Genomic DNA, 20,063 nt, shown 5'->3' with positions numbered 1-20,063 from the left:
TGACGCAATGTTTCAAACTAAACTTTAATTCTCCCAAAAGCCATTAAAGAAACTTATGGAACGGTCTGACTGCTTTTCTAGCAGGTTTACTACTTCTTTGGCCAAGTGCCTAGGCTACAATATTCTGTAAGTGGTTCTGAGACGAATAAAGACTTCGTTTGCCACACAAAACTATCATAACTTTATCACAAAGACCGCCGAATTCACTTTAAATCACTATCTTTTCCTTGTGACACTTTCTTTCGAGTAAGCAATATTTGCTCAAGCGTCTTTCAGTCAGTCTATTGCTTTATGATTCCTAAGAAGCCTTGTCCGTTGGAACACTGCTACAAATTGGTGTGGGATGGTCCGCTCAAAAGTGATAGCTGATTTTTCCTATTTTACAGGCTTACTCAACTATGTGTATCGGCTAAATGTAGATGTTATTTTTGAATAACAGTCTATTGTATTTGACCGGCCAATTATAGGTATTAACTGGTAATTCCCCAACAAAAGGTTTCATATAACACTAACTTTCCTAGCTTCTTCCCAATTCTTCTAGGATTTCTTCCATATTACGATCATTTTCAATCGGTTGTTGGATAGCTTCCAGCTCCTGCTGCACCATCCGAAGGATACGCGCCACGTAATCTGCATGCCAGCGCTGTCGTACGTATGCCTGTTCGGGTGTCGGCTCGAAGCGTTCAATTTCTTCCTGAGCCAACACACCTTTGGTAAGCAACAATCGTTCCAGGGTATCCAGTCGCTCGTGTGTAACAGCCAGTTCGCCAGCCACTGCCATCGTGATGTTCAGCACTCGCTCCACTGCCCTGTCATCAAAAAAGTAGGGACGCTGACCTTTAGCTTTATTGCCCGAAAGCAGGATGTCATTAATCATAAGTTCTTTTTATGATTATTGTTTTTTGAGTGACTAGAAAAACTGTGCCTATCATTATTTTATTTTTTCCAGGCTCCAAATACGTTTTGTTTTACCGGCAATCGATCCGTGTTTGTATCATTCTCAGGCAGGATGCCAAATTGCAGTAAATCACGCTCCTGAAAACCGGCCGATTTCATCCAGTCTGCTTTGTTCATCCTGTGCATAACTCCCTCAAAAGGCTGGTTGTTATTGAATGTGTCCCAGTCCTGCGTAAACTCGTCGAAGAGTGAAGTGCCGGGGGTATATTGTGCCTGTTCGATATGAAGCATGAGACCGTTCGGTGACAGTACCCGATAGAGTTCCTGAATGATCGTCTGCATAGCACTGATTGACGTTTCATGGAGCACCATCGTCGATTGAACCCAATCAAACGAATCGTCCTCGAAAGGCAGTTCTTCTCCGTTAGCCTGTATAAACTGCACATTCGTCACGCCCAGCGATACCGAACGGGCATGACCGTAGCGCAGCATTGGCGCACTAACATCGAGACCGATCACGGTAGCCTCCGGATACATGATCGCCAGTGGCAGCGTGTTGTGACCAACGCCACAGCCTATATCAAGAATTCGTTTCGGCTTAAAGTCAGGATAGTTGGCCGTCAACCATGTGGCCAGGGCTTTTCCCTTTCCATCGGAATAGGGTCCAGACTTGCCGCCAGTGGCCACAAACGTGATTGCATCACTGGCGGCAGCATTGGCGACATCGTCAGGAATATAAGCGGTATAGTAACTACCGGGCAAACCACCATGGTCGACCATGCGCAGATAACTGGGTATTTCTAGAGCCGGGTCAAGCTGAAGTGTTTCGGGACGCTGACTAGTATAGTATCGGGTCTTATCAGCAAGGCTTTCAATCTGACGCAACACCAGCGAACGAGCCGCCTGCTGGGCCATTTCCTGAGCAGAACGTTTCAGAGATCCCCACATCTGATAATGCGGGTCCTGGTTCATTGCTGCTCTAACCTCATTCACAGTACCGAAATCACGACCTTTGGCAGATTGAAACAGGGGCTTTATCCGCTTGTCAAACGCTATTTTGTTACCCGGCTTGACAACAGCGTCAAGATGACGGTTCAAGCTTGTCAGAAAATTAAAACGCGCCGTTTCATCGTGGGCAACTTCAGGAAAAACACCGTGCTTGTCGACGTGATTATAGACCGGAGGCAGGTTAAAAACTTGAGCCTTCTCGTCAGATCCATTCATTACCGTGTTCCATTTTTCTTGATGCTGCTTGATTAACTGCCTGTTATCCGAAAGGTTTAATACTATTTTATTTCGTCAAATAACTACAATTTTCCTTCAATTCGATCAATAAATCCGATTCGAAAGACGCCATTTTCGGGCTTACATCCATCTTTCTCTTGGTTCAACGTCCTTTCATGAAATCACCAGCGGCTGACTTCAGAAGCCCCGCGAAGGAATTCAGGCACAATAATACACCTCGATCGATCAAGGCTTTTGCCTGATCGCCGGTAGCAGCGGTAGTCCCCGCAATCAATCCGGCCTTCCGGATTTTCTCCACAATGCCAGCAATGGTCCGCTTTACTTCATCATGACCAGGGCCATCGTAATAGCCCATCGACATAGCCAGATCACGTGGCCCAATCACAAACCCATCGACACCCTCAACGGCGAGTAGTTCATCCAGGTTATCGATGGCCTCCCGGTCTTCAATCTGTGGTAAAATCAGCGTATGTTCGTTGGCAAATGCCACGTATTCGCCCTGGTTCATGGCACCCAGCAAATAGTCCGACGAGCGCGTCGGGGCAAACCCTCGTCTACCCAATGGCGGGTATTTTGTGGCTTGCACCAGCGCTTCGGCTTCGGCAGCGGTATTGACTCCCGGCATCATAATACCCATCACGCCTGAATCCAGATATTGGAGAATCAGCTTGGGGTCATTGCTGCGGACACGGGCCAATGGGGTAATCCCGCTCAACTCACAGGCACGCACGATATCCAGCACCTGCGCCGTCGTAACCGGACTATGCTCGCCATCGATCATATAGAAGTCTAGCCCCGAAAAGCCACAGAGTTCAGCGACGGTCGGATCGGGACTATTCGACAGAACCCCCAGTACGGGCTGGCCATTTTTCAGCCGGGTTTTAACGATATTTTGTTTCATAGTGGTTCAAATCGAACGTTATCATACGCTCCGGCAAATAATCATTGGTGATCACGCACGAACGGTTTGCGAAAAATAAGTATAACGATACCGTGTCCCGTTCGTGCCAGCAAGATACGACCGAATCAATTCCGAATACATAACTTCCGTCCGGACGCGGCAAACGTCATCCCGATACAAAAGTCGCGCGTTGGCAATAATACCGGGTTCCGGGTATTCATAAACTCCTCATTCCCGCTTAGCTTTATCGTTCCTTTGTTTGTCTGTTATGCGCTGGCTATTCATCCTCTTTCTCGTTGTAACGCAATCCGGACTGGCGCAGCAGCCGTTCGCCATTCGTCACCTGACAACGGCTGACGGTTTATCACAAGGATCGTGTTTTTATATCCGGAAAGGTTCGCGCGGATTCGTCTGGGCAAGCAGTCAGAATGGTCTGAACCGATTCGACGGCGCACGATTCACCAAGTACCAGTTCAATGACCGCGATTCGACAACGATCGGCAAAGGCGAAGTACGCGGCATCGTCGAAGCACCTTCCGGCGACCTCTGGGTAGGAACAGAAGAATGCCTGAATCAGTACGTTCGACGAACCAATTCGTTCCGGCGCATCTACGCCACCGATCGCCAGGGTCGCCGTCAGCCAGCCCTCCAGGAACCTTTTTTTGCCGATGACTCAACCGTTTGGTATGCCAGCAATCGGGAGGGGATTATGCGCCTGAATTACCGCACCGGTCGTAAAACGTGCATTAACCCGTCCATAAAACCAAAATTCAGCGTTACGACCGATTGGATTGAACACCTGCCTGATCAGCAGAGTCTCCTATACCTGCTGCCAATGGGGTTTGCCCGTTATAATTACAAAACCCACCAGATAAGCACATTTCTGACCGGTCAGTCTACCGATCAGTCCGTTACCAATCGTTCTTCCGGGCGCTTTCAGCCGGAATACCTGTTTCAGTCCATTCACCGATGCCACGTCCGGGGGTCACACTACGGCAATTACTGCCTGACTGGTCCACAGGGCATTTTCGAGTTCGATGCCAGTTTGAGCCGATTGATTCGCCACCACCCATTGCGGTCGGGCACGTCTGTGTTTCGTTTTGTGAGTATGGATGACGATGCGCAGGGGCGCTGGTGGATCGGCGTCGAAGGATCGGGCGTGTGGTTATATGACCCGGATAAGATGACGCTGCTTCGTGAAATAACGCCAGGAGCGGCTAAAAGCAGTTCACTATTAACCAATCAGGTAGCCGAAGTGTACGTTGACGATCTGGGCCTTGTCTGGGTCAACAGCGACCCGTTTGGCATCGACCTGATTTACCCCAATGCCTCTACCATCTCAACCTTACCGGATGATCCCACTGACATGACGGACCTCAACAATCATCCGATTCGGGGTTTGTACGAAGATCCACAGGGGAGCATCTGGATAGGCACTACGGATGGTGGCATTCGCCATTATGACCCGGCCACCGGCGCGATGAAGGCTTATACGGCCCAGCAGGGCGTTACCACGGAGGGAAATGTTCGGGAAATTATTCGTACGCGCAACGGCCGACTGCTCGTTGCCAATTTACAGGGGCTGCTTCAATACGATAAAAAACAGGATCGATTCACCCAGATTCCCAATGCGCTCTGTACCGATCCTGATTGCCGCTTTGCCAGAGGCATCCTCGAATTACCCGACGGCAATTTCGTGGTCACTACGTTTGGTGGCCTATTCCTGTTAAGTCCTGATCTGAAGCCGATTGACCGCATTGATCGTGAGGGTACTTATTTTGGGGCCTCTTATTTCGACCCGGCAACCAATTTGCTGTATACGGGCCGGCGGGATCAGGACCTGATCGTCTACAAGTATCAAAAAAATAAGCTGGTACAACAGTACGTGACGCTGGCCGGCCATAACATTATGGATTTTTACGCCGATCCATCGCGGCATTGTTTATGGCTTTGCACCGACCGGGGACTGGTTCAGTTCGACCCTGCCACCAGAAAGACGATCCGTACGTATACGATTCGGGATGGTCTGCCCGACGATGTTGTCTACGGTTTGTTACCGGACCGGAAAGGACTTTTCTGGGTAAGCACAAACGACGGACTCGCCAAATTCTTTCCGGATAAGGGAAGTGCCAGCCCCGTTGTGTCGACAAAAGGACGTGAGTATAATAGTCACGCAGCCCTGATCAGCTCCGATAGTGTTTTCTATTTTGGTGGTGTACATGGTCTCGATCGGTTTCTTCCCGATCAGCTGGATAAGTATAAGGCCAATGTACCGGTGCGGATTATAAACTTTCTGGTCAACGACCAGCCTTACCAGGCCGACGGATTTGTTGGCGAGACGGGCATTGTCAACCTCAATCACCGGCAGAACACCTTTTCGATCAGTCTGGCGGCCTTAGATTATTTCAGCAATGGAAAAAATCAATTTCTCTATAGTTTATCTACCGTCGATAAAGGATGGGTGCCCCTCACGAATGCCAATCAGGTTCGCTATGCTGACCTGTCTCCCGGTGAGTATGTTTTTCGGGCGAAGGCGATCGATGCCCGTGGTCAGGTTACGCCCGTAACCGAGCTGCACATTTCTATTCAGCCGCCGTTTTGGCAACGCTGGTGGTTCTGGCTGCTTAGTTTTCTGCTCGTTGCGTCACTTATTACATTTCTGGTCATCAATTATAACCGTCGGAAACTTGCCAGCCAACGGCGGCTGCTCCAGAATTCACTGGCTACGCAGGAAGACGAACGTCGGCGTATTGCGCGTGATCTGCATGACGATGTAGGCAACACGCTGGCCGCCATAAAAGGTATACTTGGGCTAGCCAAAGAACGTATAGACGTCACCGCTGAAGTGCCCGAAGTGACGCGTGCCTACGAGCTTCTGGATAAAGCCAGCCAGGATCTTCGGACCATCACGCACAATCTGATGCCCATCGAGTTCGAGAAGTATGCCTTGTCGGATGTTGTCTCGCAGCTGGTAGACCGGGCCAACCGCTCGTCAAAAACCGACTTTGAATTTATTCTTTTTGGCGATGTTCGTCGGTTAGAGCCGGAGCGGGAACTGGTCACGTACCGCATCATTGCCGAGCTGGTCCAAAATGCGCTTAAGCATGGTGGACAGGGACTTGCCATTGTTCAGTTGGGGTATCTTCCACACCAGTTAAGCATACTTATTGAAACGCCACTGGATGCAAAACAGGATAACTTTGCTTTTTCTGACCGAACAACGACGGGAATCGGGCAAAAAAATATAACTTATCGGGCTGAATACCTGCATGCGCAACTAACGACGGATAGTAACGACCAGAGTTATACCGTCATGCTCGACGTTCCCTATGATACAGTCGGCTCAACATCCTATTAGTCTTTTAATCATTGACGACCACCGTCTGTTCAATGATGGCTTGAGGCTAATGCTTACCGATGTACCCGACCTGCATATCGTAGGCCAGTTATACCACAGCCGTGAAGCCATTGAGCAGGTGCGTCTACTCCAGCCGGACCTGTTGATTATCGACTTCAATATGCCCGACATAGACGGCCTCGAACTCACCCGCCAACTGACCGCTACCCTCGGACCGCAACGTATCCTGATCGTGAGCATGTACGGTGAAAATCGTCATATCGAAGAGTTTCGCAGAGCAGGCGCGTCGGGTTATATGTTGAAAACATCCAGCAAAGACGAACTGCTGACGGCGATCCGGTCAGTAGCCCGGCGAACGCCTTATTTTGATCCTAAACTAGCCGACGAGAAGCAGTTCAGTAATCACGCCGACGATGTCTTTCTGAAGAAGTACAAGCTGTCGCCCCGCGAGGTCGAAATCATCCGTCATATCAAAATGGGGCTGAGTAGTCCGCAGATAGCCGAAAAAATAAACCTTAGTCAGCATACCGTCGATACGCATCGTAAGAACATTCACGCCAAACTCGGTATCAGTACGGTTGCGGAACTTGTACGATTTGCAATAGAAATGAACCTATAGTCGGCTAAACGGATAAATATACCCGGATTCGGGTATTGCCCACGTCACGAGCGGAGCGTAGTTTTGTTTACTTTCTATCCATACTATACGGAATCGCCCTCCTTCTTATCGGTCGTCTCGTTCATACGGGACGACCGTTTTTGTTTTGCGGTCAGAAAAATCGATCGGAAGCTACCCGAAAGGTGTTGCAGTGCGCTTCTACGATATCGGTCAGGCGGGGCGAATACCCGCCACCCATCGAAACCGTGATCGGCAAACCGAAGTGAATAGCCTGGTCAAATACGAAGGTATCACGCGTCTTGCACCCCTCCCGACTTACACCCAGCTTGCCCAGACGATCCGACTCCAGAATATCCACGCCCGATACGTAGAATAGGAAATCAGGCTGTTCGCGTCGGATCAGGCCGGGTAGTGTTTCGTAGAGTTTGTTCAGATAGGCCTCATCAGCCATACCCGTTGGCAGTTCAATATCCAGATCGGATTGTTCCTTTTTGAGCGGGTAATTGTCTTTCCCGTGCATACTGAACGTGAACACGCGCGGCTCCTGCTGAAACAGTACGGCGGTACCATTTCCCTGATGCACGTCCAGATCGATGACCAGAATCTTTTTCGACTGTCCGGTTTCGAGTAAATAGTGGGCTGCCACGCCAACGTCATTGAGCATACAGAACCCTTCGCCCCGGTCCGGAAAGGCATGGTGCGTACCACCCGCAACGTTCATGGCAACCCCATCGCGGTAAGCAATCCGGGTGCAGTCGATCGTGCCCTGCGTAATGATCCACTCCCGTTCGACAAGTTCGGGCGTCAGCGGAAACCCAATCCGGCGCACCATGGCCGGGGCCACCGTGAGGGTTTTCAACGCGTTTACGTAATCGGCGGTATGTACGCCCAGCACCCAGCGGTCGTCAACGGGTGACGGTGCAAAAAAATTGTCATCGGTACAGGTGCCTTCGTAGAGCAGTTGCTCATGAATCAATTCATACTTAAGCATCGGAAAGCGGTGTCCCTCAGGCAATCGGAGCCGATAAACCGGCGAAAAAGCGATTTGAAGCATGTAAATAACCGAATCCCGTTCGATAAGGATACGGCTTAGTTAACCCCGCGTTGTCCGATTGTGTTACCAAACCGCGTAGTTTGAGCGTTTCTAGGGTTTATCTAACATCTATGAAAACAGCGATCATTACGGGCGGGGGCCAGGGCATTGGCCGGGTTATTACGCAATATTTACTGACACACGGCTATCGGGTTGCCATCTGGGAAGCCGACACCGACGCGCTGGCCGAACTCCGCGAAGCCTTCAAAGCATCTTATGCCCAAATTTTGTTCGTCTCCTGTGATGTATCAAGTGAAGTGAACGTTCGCAAGGCCGCCGAGCAAACCATTTCTCACTTTGGCCAGATCGATGCGCTGATCAATAATGCCGCCATCATGATCGAAAAACCACTCGATAAGTTAACGCTTGATGAATGGAACCGGGTCATCGGCACCAACCTGACCGGGGCGTTCCTGTGCGCGAAACACATCGCTCCGTACCTCGCTTTGCAGAAAGGAACGATCATTAATATGTGTTCGACGCGGGCGTTCCAATCTGAGCCCGACACCTTCCCCTATTCCGCCAGTAAAGGTGGATTATTGGCCCTGACTCACTCGCTGGCGGTTAGCCTCGGGCCGGACGTTCGGGTGAACGCCATCAGTCCGGGCTGGATTGACGTTTCGGCGCTGAAGAAAAAAGCCAAAGCAAAGCCCGACGAACTTCGGCCTGAAGATCATGAACAGCATCCAGCCGGTCGCGTCGGTCACGCCGACGACATTGCCCGCATGGTTCTGTTCCTGATCGCGCCGGAAAATAATTTTATCACCGGACAGAACTTCATCGTAGACGGTGGCATGACCAAGAAGATGATCTATGTGTAGACAAGACCAAACAACCCCTACCTTTGTCTGGTTACTATCACACATTATTCATCATCGCCCTCTATGAACATTGAGTTCTCTACTGCATCTGATATTGCTCCGCTTGAAGTACTCGATTTGCAGGTAACAACCGGCCCGGCATCGGGAAAATCGCGCTTGTCCCTGAGTCTTCTGCTGCGCAACGAACGAAGCACGAATCATCTGCACATACCAACGCTATCGTGGTTTGATGCGAACCAATTACAGCGTTTTTCAAAGGAGCTGGCCGTTGCTCAGTACCCCGAAACGTGTGAAGTAGAGTTGATCGATGCGGGTATCCGGCTGTCGGGGTCTGTCCGTCGCCTGGCAGGCCGCTGGACAACGGGTCGGACCATTCGCATTGAGCCGTTGCCCTCATCAGCCAATCAGTTTGCTGTTTTTACCATACACACCTCGAACACGGACATCAAAACGTACGCAGGCAAATTGAACAACCGGCTCTGGGAAGTATTCACGAGGGGTTAACAGGAACCAGCATCCGGTAAGCCAAACGCTGGTTCAGTGAACCGGATGCGACAAACTTTTTTCAGACAAAACCACATGGAAAACACGAATCAGGATGCGATGCTGAACGAGCAGGGACAAACGTTCCGGCCCGACACCGGTGGCCCGATCCAAACGCCCGATCAGGGAACAATGCTGAATAACGAGTATGACCCGACCGATTTATCGGGTGATGCTCATTCAGCCCCTACTACGCCCACCGACGAAGAGGAAGCTGCAACCGGCAATGACGGCACTGGGGCTGTTTCGGGCAGTCCCAATATGGAGCCTGACAATTCGAATTACGGAAACGGGGATACCCTTGGCAACAATGACGGTACGGAAGACAGTCCGGAAGAAACCGATTATTCCAATTAGTCGGCTTCGTCAATAAACGAGTCACAGTAAAAAGCGGTACGCTCAATTTGGGCGTACCGCTTTTTACTGTGACTCGTTTCCGTACACAGACCTATAAACTGAAAGTACTTCCTGACGTGTCGGTACGGCCATAGCCCAGGGTAGACGAAGTACCGGCAGCACTGTTATCGGAATAGCGGGTGCCATCGGAGTTAACTACACTGCCACGACTTACGCCATCGGTATACTCATCATTACGGTCCAAGCCATTATCACTGTCATGATCCGACTCCGAAGCGGCACGGCTGTTGATAAATGACTCCGCGAGAGTCGTGAGTTTCTTATCGGTGTTCTTCTCCTCATCCAGCGTCTGCTGAAGAAGTCGGGCGGCTTCCGTGTAGCCAAGTACTTTTGCTAATGTGACCGCCGAACCGTACGAAGCGATCTCGTGATGCTCTATTTTCTGACTGGCAATGATCAGCCCGGCATCACGGGTCAACGAGCCCGATCCTGTGTTCGAAACAACGCGTTGCGCGTCGTCAACCAAGCCGTCGATTGCATCACAGGAGCCTTCTTCTACGTCGATGCCTATACTACCGAACACCTGTTCCAAACGTGATACCTGATTCCGGGTTTCGTTCTGGTGTTGCAAAAATGCGTTCCGAACTTCATCCGTTGTGGCGGCATCAGCCTGCTCACCCAAGGCGTCTACGGCCTGTTTTTCAGCGTAATATATATTTTTTAGCTCAGTGGTGAACAAACCGTGAAGTCCTTCCTTCGTCTCCAGATCATTACCACCAAAAAAATTCGCGATGCTTTCTCCAAACGTTGCCATGATTGCTGTGGTTTTGCGTTTAACTAGTTTGCTTTGCCTCCTTTTCGACCAATATCATGCCAACCGCTGATACTCTGCTCGTTATAGTTTTATCATAAAATATTGTGTTTATCTTTTTCTACAAATTCTGTGGATTATAAAGATAATTACCCATACCAGCCGATATTCCGCAATGTCGGATAAGAGCAAACGGTAACAGAAGGATAATACTGGGCTGCTCACCTCAACAACTTCGTCACCGCATCGTCGCCCACCACGGCACTGGCCGGTCGTGGGTGATCGACGGAAAAGACCTGTAAAGCGGCAGGCTCAAGCAGCGTAGTCGGGGTCTCGTCAATCTGCCCATTTTTCAGAACTCGGTTCAAATCCAGTTTGAGGTGCTTGGCCAGAAATCGGTAGGCGGCTTCGCGTTTGCTGGGCCCGTAGTCGTGACCTTCGTTGGGCAGGTGCACGTTTTCGAGCCGGTCTGTGGCTCCGTAATAGTCGTAAATTTTCCGGATGTAGGGAAACTCCACGTCAGGCGTGTTTTTTGTCCAATCCTTTCCATCAGAAACGAGCAACATCGGTCGGGGTGCAGCCAGGGCGGCTATTTCAACATTACTCGTCTGGTGCGTAGGCCGTTTGTGGATCGGCATACCGCTTTCGCAGACGCACCCGCCAAAAAAGTGAGCGGACACCATCACAACGGGAATTGATACCGCTATCCGCTGATCGAGCGCTGTAAGCAAAAACGTCTGCGTTCCCCCACCCGATTCGCCCGACATCCCAATCCGTTTTGCATCAACATCGGGTAAACTAAGCAGAAAATCCAGCGCCCGGATGCCGTTCAGGGTTTGCAGTTTCAGCGCCTGCGGTAGTTTATGCGCGCTTTGCTTCGAATCGCCGTAGCCCACCATGTCGTAGATGAACACGACCGCTCCCATGCGGGCCATTGTGGCACACCGTTGCTGCGATTGTTCGACAAAGCGCGCGTCCAGCTTAGGGGTATGCCCATGCGGACAGATAATTCCCGGCGATTTTCCGACCGGATTTAGTGGCCGATACAGATTGCCCGTTACCCAAAAGCCCGGTAAGCTCTCGAACGCTACATTTTCAACAGTGTAGCCATTCAGTTTTTTCAGGCTGTGGTAAATGGGTTTGAGCGGTGCAAACTGCGGCTTGTCCGGCAAGCCCATCCCCTCGCGGATTCCCCGTCGGATCAGCGAAGCACGCGTCTCCCACGTTGCACGATCCTGGTAGGTGCCGGCAAACGTGCGCAGGGCCTCAGCACCCTGTGCCTCGGTAAAATACGCACCCTGGCACAAATCGGGTCGCTCCGGATTGGGTTGGGCCGTCGCACTTAGGGTTACGAAAATACTGGCAACCGCAATAAGCTGTCGGATTTGCATGGTTGATCGATCGTAAAATCGTTTGCAGAAGATAAACCGGTTACTGACCTGGTTTTTCCAGATCGGCCAGTGTCCAGGCCTGCGTCCGGCCTGCGGTTTCCTGCCGTATCTTCTTCACCTCATCGGCTTGCACGAACGGCTTAAAATTACGTCGTTTCAGGACTTCGGGTGGAACGTCTCCATTGGCAGGTCGTGGCGTAGTGGATGGCGGACTGGGGGGAAAATTACCGGTATATCCAAACTCATAACGGATATAGCTCAGTACGGAAGCAATCCATTCGTCGTCGTTGGCGGCCATCGACGGCATCACATCCGGGTAGTTTTTCTCATCGACCGGACCATGCAGACCGTGCAGCAGAATTTTGATCAGCACATCTTTGTCACCAACGATCCGTTTTGAGCCGAACAAAGGCGGAGCGACCATACTGCTGCCACCAACCGCCAGTCCTTTCCCATCGGGACCATGACAGGTTGCGCAGAGCGTCTTGAACGTGGACGCTCCACCCATAACCAGCTTCCGATCCGCATCGTCCAGACGGCCCAGACGAAGTCCGTACGTTTTAACCGCATCATTTTTGAGCTGACTTTTTCGGACGCCAACCAGCATGTCGTTGGTAGCGTTCTGTGCCATGATTTCGCCGTTGAGCGTTCTACCCGCTGCCAATTTGCTATCGTGCGTTGACAGTAAGAGCTGCGTACGAACGTCAAAATCGGGGTCGTTTTTCAGGTCGCTCAGCTTGCCAAGTACCTGCTCGTCGCCCTGCTTTAGGTAGCGTTCACTAATCCAGACAGCCGCCCGTCGGAGTTGCGGATTCTCGTCCGTCATCATTGAAAAGAGCATGTCCTTATCAATGGCATCCAGCCCTTCCAGCGTCCACAAGGCATGGAGCCGTCCCAGGGCCGATGGCTTTTTGTTCGATGCTCCCGGCTGCCCCATTGCCAGCTGTTTCAGTGCCGGAACGACCGATTTGTCGCCCAGGATGACGAGTTGTTTTTGAGCGTTATCGCGCCACCAACCATTCGGATGATCGAGGTACGTCACTAGTTTATTGCTGGGTTCATCGAGCATATGCGGTTGCGGACCCGGTTTCATGCCATCGTGTACCAGTCGGTAAATGCGGCCGTGCTGTACGTTCTTGTCCAGTCCCAGCCGCTGAATCTGCGGACGCAGGTAACTCCCTTTTGGCGTCCACTGCGACTCCTGAATGATACCCCGGTTCATATCGACAATGTACAGGCAACCATCGGGCCCGGTGTAGGTATTGACGGGCCGGAAGTTCATATCTGTCGACGCGATGAACTCCTGTTGTTTATAGGCATTCTCCAGTGTCAGCTTTCCATTGGTGTTGATCACTTTGGCGCGACGGATGATCCGGGCTACGGGCTCGCCAACGAGATAATCGCCAACAAGATCGGCAGGGAGCTTATCACCTCTGAAAATAGATTGTCCGTTACTGGCCGTGAAGTGGTTAAGTGTACTGTCGGGGAGCCGCAGCCGCCGTAAGCCACCCTGAATATCAGGCGTCGCGATAATGGGCCAGACCGCCGTAAACTCCTCACTGTATTGATCCGGAAATTCGAGCCCCCCATAAACGGGATTGATCTGAAAGCCCGACGCCGGGATTTCACCACCCGCCCGGGAGAAGAACAGACGGCCATAATTATCATGCGTCAATCCCCACTGCCCGTTCGAGCCGCTGGTCAGCGAATCGACTTTCAGCATTCCGTTGGTATACCGAAACCGCACCGGATCGACCGTAACGTAAATCCAGTTATCCAGATTCCAGTCCAGACCGCTCCGCTGGTGCTCCAGATTGCCGGGTGCTTTTTTACCAACCTGGTAAACGATCCGCTTGGCATCGGCGACACCATCGCCGTTCGTGTCTTTGTAACTCCAGATATCGTACGTATCGGTTTCGTTGACCAGCAATTCGTGATTGACACACAAGATCATCCGGGGCAGGAGCAGCTTATCGATGAAGACCGAACTCTTGTCCATTTTGCCGTCGTTGTCGGTGTCTTCCAACAGCATGATGCGACTAACCGGATCGTGTTCATTGGACCCGTCAACGTCCTGCATGTACGTATCCATCTCGGCCACATACATTCGGGCATTGCCATCCCAGGCAATCGCGACGGGCTCCTTGATCATAGGATCACTGGCCACCAGTTCCATGTGGTAGCCTTTGGGCACCCGGAACGAACGTAAACTTTGCTCGGGTGTCAGCTGCTCCGGCGACGGATTTGACGTAAAAGCAGGGACCGTATCGGGCGGGGCGGCTTGCTGAGCGATTGCTTGATCAGCCGTCGTTGCTGTTTTCTGGGCGACCCGACAGGTAACGACCAGCATGGAGAACGCAATCAGACTCACGATCGGGAGCTTACGTTTCATTGAGTATGTGTTTAGGACATACGCAAAAGGAAATTATCCTATGCTCTTACTTACTCAACAGTGACCGCCCTCGGTAAAATCGTCGTTCGTCGGGTGCTTACCACTCGGAGTGCGATAAGGAATACCGACCAAAACCGGCCACGGCGTTTCCCAAAGAGGCAGGGACAGGTTCTGAGAAGCAAAGCGTGGTATTTGAGCCGTTCCGCTTGACTAGCTGTGCGAACAGATCTATTCCCACAAAGGCACAACGGCAATAAAGTATAATTATCTAAAAATCATCACCTTACTCTACACTTTTGCCTATTATCCGTGTTCAACCCAAAATTCAATCTCATTCACTTCATAGGTACTTTAGAGGCAGCGGCAAATAGCCCTAACCAGGATAGCAGACCAGTAACAAAGCAGCCAGACTAAAAAGCGTTGAGGAGTACTTTCAACGCCTGTCAAAGCTTCGTTGCGAATGGGCAGATTGAACGAGGCATGGCCAATTGATGTACACCTATGGACAGCACGTTCTATCAATAACTAGGCAGTGTGTCTAAATAGGTCAGTTTTACAAAAAAAGTAGCTTGAACCACTGGCACTGAACACGCAACTTGGGCTGCGTTTGGTACTTTTATAGACGTGAAGATATCCGGACTAACATCGTTGTTAGGCTCACTTAAGATGAAGCAACTACGTCAGGTAGGTATGAAACAACTCATTTATGTAGTCAGTCTGCTGACGCTTGTCAATTGCTCGACGAAAGAAAAATCAACCCATTCCGTTGTCAACGACACGACCCAGGTACCGATCAATGCCAGCGATGTACGCGCTGCTAACGCTTCGGTGAGTCAGGCTCAGGCAACGACCACTCTCGCTGTTGGTGCCCAGAAATGGATCTACCAACGAACGAACGATAACGTCGGTCAGCCCGTCTATAAGGCCTTAATTACGTCGTCCAATCGGCTCGAATTTCCTTTTCCGTACGGAGGTGGATCATCGGCGACCTTGACCATTCGAAAACGCAGCAGTGGTACGAACGTATATCTGGAAGTATCGAAGGGTCAATTCAACCGAAGTTTTCAGGGCGGAAATGCGCGCATCCGCTTCGACAACAAGCCCGCTGGTTCTTACGCTTTTTCGGCGGCTGAGAACGGCAGAGGGAACATCATCTTCTTCGATGCAGAGCAAAAACTGATCAGTCAGCTGAAAGCCGCCCGACAAACGATCATCGACGTAGGGTTCGATGGGCAGGGCTCGCGCGAGATCACGTTCCGAACGGCTGATCTGCGCTGGGATCACTGATCCTGTGAGTCACAAAAAAGGCGCAGAGGGCGTAACGATCAATTCGCCGTGTTCTCTGCGCCTTTGATTTTCGTGTCCTGAACGTTACACTTTCCTGAAAACAACGATACTGTTATGTCCCCCGAAGCCAAACGTGTTGCTCATGGCAATAGCCACGTTGGCAGGTAGTGCTTCTTTGGTCACGATGGTCAGATTATCCGGAATGGCCGGGTCCAGCACCGTCGTGTTTATTGTGGGTGGAATAACGCTGTCACGCATCGACAACAGACAGATGATCGCTTCGATGGCTCCGGCGGCTCCCAGCAAATGGCCCGTTATCGACTTGGTCGCACTGATTTTAAGTTTCGTCTTTTCGGTTCCGGTCAGGCTCAGCACCGCTTTGATCTCCGACAAGTCACCGACCGACGTTGATGTGGCATGAGCGTTCAGGTAATCGACATCCGCCATCGTGATGTTCGCTTCCGTCAGCGCCAGTTGCATCGCTTTGGCTGCCCCAATACCTTCGGGATGGGTAGCGGTCATGTGGTAGGCATCGGCAGTCATCGATGCACCCGTGATCTCACCGTAGATATGCGCGCCCCGCTGAACGGCATGATCATACTCTTCAAGTACCAGCGCACCGGCCCCTTCGGCCATCACGAAGCCGTCGCGGTCTACGTCGAACGGGCGCGAGGCAGCCGCAGGATCGCTGTTCCGCGCCGACATCGCCTTCAAGGCACTGAACCCACCGAACGAAGCGGGCGTCAGCGGAGCCTCACTACCACCACTGATAATGATTTTCGCTTTGCCAACCCGGATGTAATTGAAGGCATCCATAATGGCCGTGTTCGACGTTGCGCAGGCTGAAACCGTCGTGTAATTGATGCCCATGTACCCATTGCGAATCGAGATCATGCCCGACGCCATGTTGGCCAGTAGCTTGGGAATAAAAAACGGACTGAACCGGGGCTGGCCATTACCCAACGCGTATTCATTAACCTGTTCTTCAAAGGTTTCCATTCCTCCCTGACCCGTGCCCCAGATAACACCAACATCGAACGGGTCCATCTTATCGAAGTCAAAACCAGCGTCTTTAATGGCCTCATCCGACGCGATTAGGGCGTATTGCGTGAACAAATCCGTCCGCTTGATGTCGGCTCGGCTCAGGTAGTTGGTGGCATCGTACCCCTTGAGTTCACTGGCAAATTGCGTGCGAAACAGGGATGCGTCGAAACGGGTGATCGTGGCCGCGCTACTCTGCCCGTTTACAACATGTTGCCAGAATGTCTGCACATCGTGACCAACGGGAGTCAAAGCTCCCACACCCGTAATAACAACTCGGCGTAACATTTCTTTTTTTGATTAATGACTCATCGATTGCACATCCAACAGTCGCCTGCTTTGAAAAGCATCGCCTAAAAATGCGTGGCAAATGTAGGAACATTTAATACCATTCGGTATATTTATACGATCAAATTAGTTGAGCAATAAGTTCAGCGGATCGCCGTAAATCAGCAATTACCAGTTAACCAGCCCCGTTGGGCCTGCCGGGAACGATCTGGCGTGCTAGTATCAACCAGCCCATATGCTTCATGTAGTACCGAAACGTATCGTTGACCTATGACAAATAAAGTATCCAAGGCCGAACGAACCCGCCAGTTCATTATCGAAACGACGGCAACTATTTTCAACACGAAAGGGTACGCCGGCACGTCGTTGGCCGATCTGACCGAAGCCACCGGGTTGACGAAAGGCAGTATTTACGGCAACTTTGACAGCAAAGAGGACGTGGCGCTGGCGGTTTTCGATCACAACTTAGCCAAAGTCAAACTGGCCGTTCAGCAGCGTATGGAGAAGGCAACGTCGAACGCCGAGAAATTACTCGTTTATGCCGACGTGTACCGAAGCTTTATTCGCACGTCATTTCTGCCCGGCGGGTGCCCCATCCTAAACACCGCTACCGAAGCCGATGACACGAACAGTCTGCTGAAAGATAGAGCGGCAAAAGCCATTCTGGACTGGAAGAAAACCAATATCGACCTCTTGAAAGCAGGCATTAAAAGCGGAGAATTTCACGACACCACAGAAACCGAGCGGATTGCCTTGTCCATTATCGCGCTGATTGAAGGCGGTGTTATGATCGCTCGGGTTACCAACAACCCCGCCAGCCTGGACAAAGTACTGAAAACGGTCGAACTGCTGATCAGACAGGCACAGGTAGTCAACGAATAGGCAGCTGTGCAACGCAAAGATGCGATAAGTATTCAGCGCGTTCCTCAACAACAAATCATCATTGGTAATAGTAATCCGTTGCTGTCCAGAAATAAGGTTTCCCCTGATTGTACCACGAATCCTGATGATACTCGATCTGCCGGGTCATTCGCTCCTGCGAGTCGTACTCGTTCCGGTAGGTATAGGTAGTTGAACGAACGCCGGTAGCATAGGAATAATCGAGTGTCTTCATTGTAAGCAAGGCATTTCGGTTGGTTTCGCCCAGAAAAGTAAACGGGGCGGCTGGTGCCCTGTGGCCAGTATCATAGGTGAACTCGGTGACCATTTCCAACGTACCCGTTCGGGTGCTAAATTGCTCAATACGAACAACATTGCCATTTTCGATCGTAAACACCTGGCGATTCCCCTGTTTCTCGACGGTCGTCAACATACCTTCAGAAGAGTACTGTCTCAACGTGTCCACGTCAATGTAGGAACCACGCCTTTTCGTCCGATTCAATACCCGACGTTGTGCGTTGTCAAGACTGAATTCGAAACGGGAGCCTGTCCCTCCTTCCAGTTCCTGAAAGCGTCCGTTGTTGTACGAGAATAGACTTTTCTGGGTTCCGTTCGTAAACGGTCCCATAGCAGTAGCGGTATATTGCGTTCGGTTATAGCTGACTAATCGGTCCTCGGCGTCGTACTGAAAACGCAGGCTATCCTTACTGGACAGCGCCTGCACTACGCCATCGATTTGCACCGTATCCAGCGAAGGTTCCTGATCAAGAATCCGCACATACTGGATCGACTGGCTGGTTATCCGCTGGCTTGGTGTAGCTACGGGAGCAAGGTCGGTAGTCTTATCCCGACAGGTTGTCAGGCTGCCAATCACCATAAAGCAGAGTAGTAAATTTCGCATAAACGTCAGGCAGAGCTGTCTCTATAGTATGGTACAACCTCGTCGTAAAGTCCGGTGTTCACTGTAGCTCCGAATTCACGTTAACTATACTGTTCTTTACAGGCACTCAAACAGAAATGCTCGTCACCGTGAACGTGATTGGTGGACCGAATAAACCACTGAAACTGCTTTTCATCAAGTCGACCCTTCACCGATTTCGCCGGTTGGCTGTTTGCTTTTTTACGATACAGAAAGCCAGCGAACCGCTTAGGCCAGGTTTTCTTTTAATCACTTCTATAAACATTCGTGAACGATATAATGTACTGTTCTTGAAAAACAAGCTCTGTTGCATAACAAGTTTGTTTTGGTGTGGATAGAAGCAGAAAGCCCGGTTCATGTTGAAACCGGGCTTTTTTTGTTATCAAGGTCCGCACCAATTGAGAAATAAAGCTTATTCCTGACTTATAAAGGTCAGCTAGAGCGACGTTGTCAACCAACTTTGCTGTGACGGTTTTTCCGGAAATCAGTCCTATAAATGAAATAAAGGTAAACACTACTCACTAAGCCAGACTCACCTTGAAGTCTGGTTTTTTAGTTCAGCGATACCCTGGCAAGTTGACCAGATGTTATTGAGAAGTCAGGGGTGATTCACCGAGATGTTCCAGATAATAAGACAGGGCATCCTGAGCGGTCAGGCCACGTTGCTGGGCAATGATAAGGATTCGGTACGTGATGCTACAGACTTCGGGCAAGGCACAGAAATGCTTCCAGACGTAGTAGGTATCGTTATAGTTTTGACCAGTCAAACTCATGATGTGAGTCAGTCCGGTTTTTTGGTGACAACTTACTTTCATAGTGCATGTGAAATTGGCGGAAAAATGCACAAGTATACCGTTGCGTTTACCTCAACAAATTAAGGAATAATTAAATCGACTGTGAAAGCGTCTGACGCGACCAAATCTCCCCGATCGGGTTGTTTTGTCGTCGCTTCTTCACTGATAGACAAGCCATAGGCAGTAAAACAAGAATACCCACCAGCAAACGCGAGTGGGTATTCGAATTATCCTTTTCAACTTTTATTAGCTACTCAACGTATTGTTGTGATCGGAGTATATGAGACCGGATGGCTCTTCTTAGCGCGGCTAAAGGCGATTCGGCTTATTGTGTTTTCTTAGAAAATGATGCTTACAATTCCAACTGCCCACAAAACCGAGATAGCCACTATAGATAGCCAGGTGATGGCGTTGGTTGGATCGAAGG

The 20,063-nt window shown here is 50.7% G+C and carries 17 protein-coding genes; 7 read left to right on the top strand and 10 right to left on the bottom strand.

The annotated features are described in order from the left end of the window. Window positions 1–517: 517 nt before the first annotated feature. From GK091_RS23645 to GK091_RS23635, 3 genes are all read right to left on the bottom strand, one after another. The gene (locus GK091_RS23645; protein ID WP_164042659.1) at window positions 518–877 is read right to left on the bottom strand and encodes a hypothetical protein; all 360 of its coding nucleotides are present in this window, start codon (window positions 875–877) and stop codon (window positions 518–520) included. Window positions 878–936: 59 nt separating this feature from the next. After that, window positions 937–2,121 (bottom strand): class I SAM-dependent methyltransferase, encoded by a 1,185-nt coding sequence (locus tag GK091_RS23640; RefSeq protein ID WP_164042657.1) that lies wholly within the window; start codon window positions 2,119–2,121, stop codon window positions 937–939. 163 nt (window positions 2,122–2,284) lie between these two features. Beyond that, entirely contained in the window at window positions 2,285–3,043 is a 759-nt protein-coding gene (locus GK091_RS23635; RefSeq protein WP_164042654.1) for an HpcH/HpaI aldolase family protein, read from the bottom strand. Between the two features lie 268 nt (window positions 3,044–3,311). Here GK091_RS23635 and GK091_RS23630 point away from each other — a divergent pair, with 268 nt between their 5' ends. Together GK091_RS23630 and GK091_RS23625 are read left to right on the top strand one after the other, a co-directional pair. Continuing rightward, window positions 3,312–6,401, top strand: a complete 3,090-nt coding sequence (locus tag GK091_RS23630; protein ID WP_164042652.1) for a ligand-binding sensor domain-containing protein — start codon at window positions 3,312–3,314, stop codon at window positions 6,399–6,401. Further along, the gene (locus tag GK091_RS23625; RefSeq protein ID WP_164042651.1) at window positions 6,373–7,020 is read left to right on the top strand and encodes a response regulator; all 648 of its coding nucleotides are present in this window, start codon (window positions 6,373–6,375) and stop codon (window positions 7,018–7,020) included. Before GK091_RS23630 ends, GK091_RS23625 begins: the two co-directional genes overlap by 29 nt. Window positions 7,021–7,171: 151 nt before the next feature. On the opposite strand, the gene GK091_RS23620 is transcribed toward GK091_RS23625, so the two are convergent. Beyond that, entirely contained in the window at window positions 7,172–8,074 is a 903-nt protein-coding gene (locus GK091_RS23620; RefSeq protein WP_164042650.1) for a histone deacetylase family protein, read from the bottom strand. A gap of 110 nt (window positions 8,075–8,184) precedes the next feature. Here GK091_RS23620 and GK091_RS23615 point away from each other — a divergent pair, with 110 nt between their 5' ends. The 3 genes from GK091_RS23615 (at window position 8,185) to GK091_RS23605 (ending at window position 9,834) form a co-directional block, all read left to right on the top strand. Then, window positions 8,185–8,934 (top strand): SDR family oxidoreductase, encoded by a 750-nt coding sequence (locus tag GK091_RS23615; RefSeq protein WP_164042649.1) that lies wholly within the window; start codon window positions 8,185–8,187, stop codon window positions 8,932–8,934. 63 nt (window positions 8,935–8,997) lie between these two features. Then, complete coding sequence (locus GK091_RS23610; RefSeq protein ID WP_164042648.1) at window positions 8,998–9,438, top strand: hypothetical protein; 441 nt, start codon at window positions 8,998–9,000, stop codon at window positions 9,436–9,438. 75 nt (window positions 9,439–9,513) lie between these two features. Further along, a complete protein-coding gene (locus GK091_RS23605; RefSeq protein WP_164042647.1) occupies window positions 9,514–9,834 on the top strand; it encodes a hypothetical protein in 321 nt (106 codons plus the stop codon). Between the two features lie 91 nt (window positions 9,835–9,925). On the opposite strand, the gene GK091_RS23600 is transcribed toward GK091_RS23605, so the two are convergent. The 3 genes from GK091_RS23600 to GK091_RS23590 form a co-directional block, all read right to left on the bottom strand. Then, entirely contained in the window at window positions 9,926–10,648 is a 723-nt protein-coding gene (locus tag GK091_RS23600; RefSeq protein WP_164042646.1) for a YciE/YciF ferroxidase family protein, read from the bottom strand. A 218-nt stretch (window positions 10,649–10,866) separates the two neighbouring features. After that, the gene (locus GK091_RS23595) at window positions 10,867–12,036 is read right to left on the bottom strand and encodes an alpha/beta hydrolase family protein (RefSeq protein WP_164042644.1); all 1,170 of its coding nucleotides are present in this window, start codon (window positions 12,034–12,036) and stop codon (window positions 10,867–10,869) included. Between the two features lie 40 nt (window positions 12,037–12,076). Continuing rightward, a complete protein-coding gene (locus GK091_RS23590) occupies window positions 12,077–14,428 on the bottom strand; it encodes a DUF7133 domain-containing protein (RefSeq protein ID WP_164042641.1) in 2,352 nt (783 codons plus the stop codon). A gap of 690 nt (window positions 14,429–15,118) precedes the next feature. Between GK091_RS23590 and GK091_RS23585 the strand changes: the two genes are divergently transcribed. Further along, a complete protein-coding gene (locus GK091_RS23585) occupies window positions 15,119–15,715 on the top strand; it encodes a hypothetical protein (protein ID WP_164042639.1) in 597 nt (198 codons plus the stop codon). Between the two features lie 84 nt (window positions 15,716–15,799). Here the strand turns inward: GK091_RS23585 and fabF are convergent, their stop codons facing one another. After that, a complete protein-coding gene (gene fabF, locus GK091_RS23580) occupies window positions 15,800–17,044 on the bottom strand; it encodes a beta-ketoacyl-ACP synthase II (RefSeq protein WP_164042637.1) in 1,245 nt (414 codons plus the stop codon). Between the two features lie 270 nt (window positions 17,045–17,314). Between fabF and GK091_RS23575 the strand changes: the two genes are divergently transcribed. Further along, complete coding sequence (locus GK091_RS23575; protein ID WP_164042635.1) at window positions 17,315–17,926, top strand: TetR/AcrR family transcriptional regulator; 612 nt, start codon at window positions 17,315–17,317, stop codon at window positions 17,924–17,926. Between the two features lie 58 nt (window positions 17,927–17,984). Here GK091_RS23575 and GK091_RS23570 read toward each other — a convergent pair whose 3' ends face one another. Together GK091_RS23570 and GK091_RS23565 are read right to left on the bottom strand one after the other, a co-directional pair. Beyond that, window positions 17,985–18,824: a hypothetical protein gene (locus tag GK091_RS23570; protein ID WP_164042633.1), complete on the bottom strand. Its 840-nt coding sequence runs from the start codon at window positions 18,822–18,824 to the stop codon at window positions 17,985–17,987. 605 nt (window positions 18,825–19,429) lie between these two features. Continuing rightward, window positions 19,430–19,657, bottom strand: a complete 228-nt coding sequence (locus GK091_RS23565; protein ID WP_164042631.1) for a hypothetical protein — start codon at window positions 19,655–19,657, stop codon at window positions 19,430–19,432. Window positions 19,658–20,063: the final 406 nt, after the last annotated feature.

It is taken from the genome of Spirosoma agri, from assembly GCF_010747415.1.
GTDB classification, from domain to species: domain Bacteria; phylum Bacteroidota; class Bacteroidia; order Cytophagales; family Spirosomataceae; genus Spirosoma; species Spirosoma agri.
This window is presented reverse-complemented; position numbering and strand designations above follow the sequence as displayed.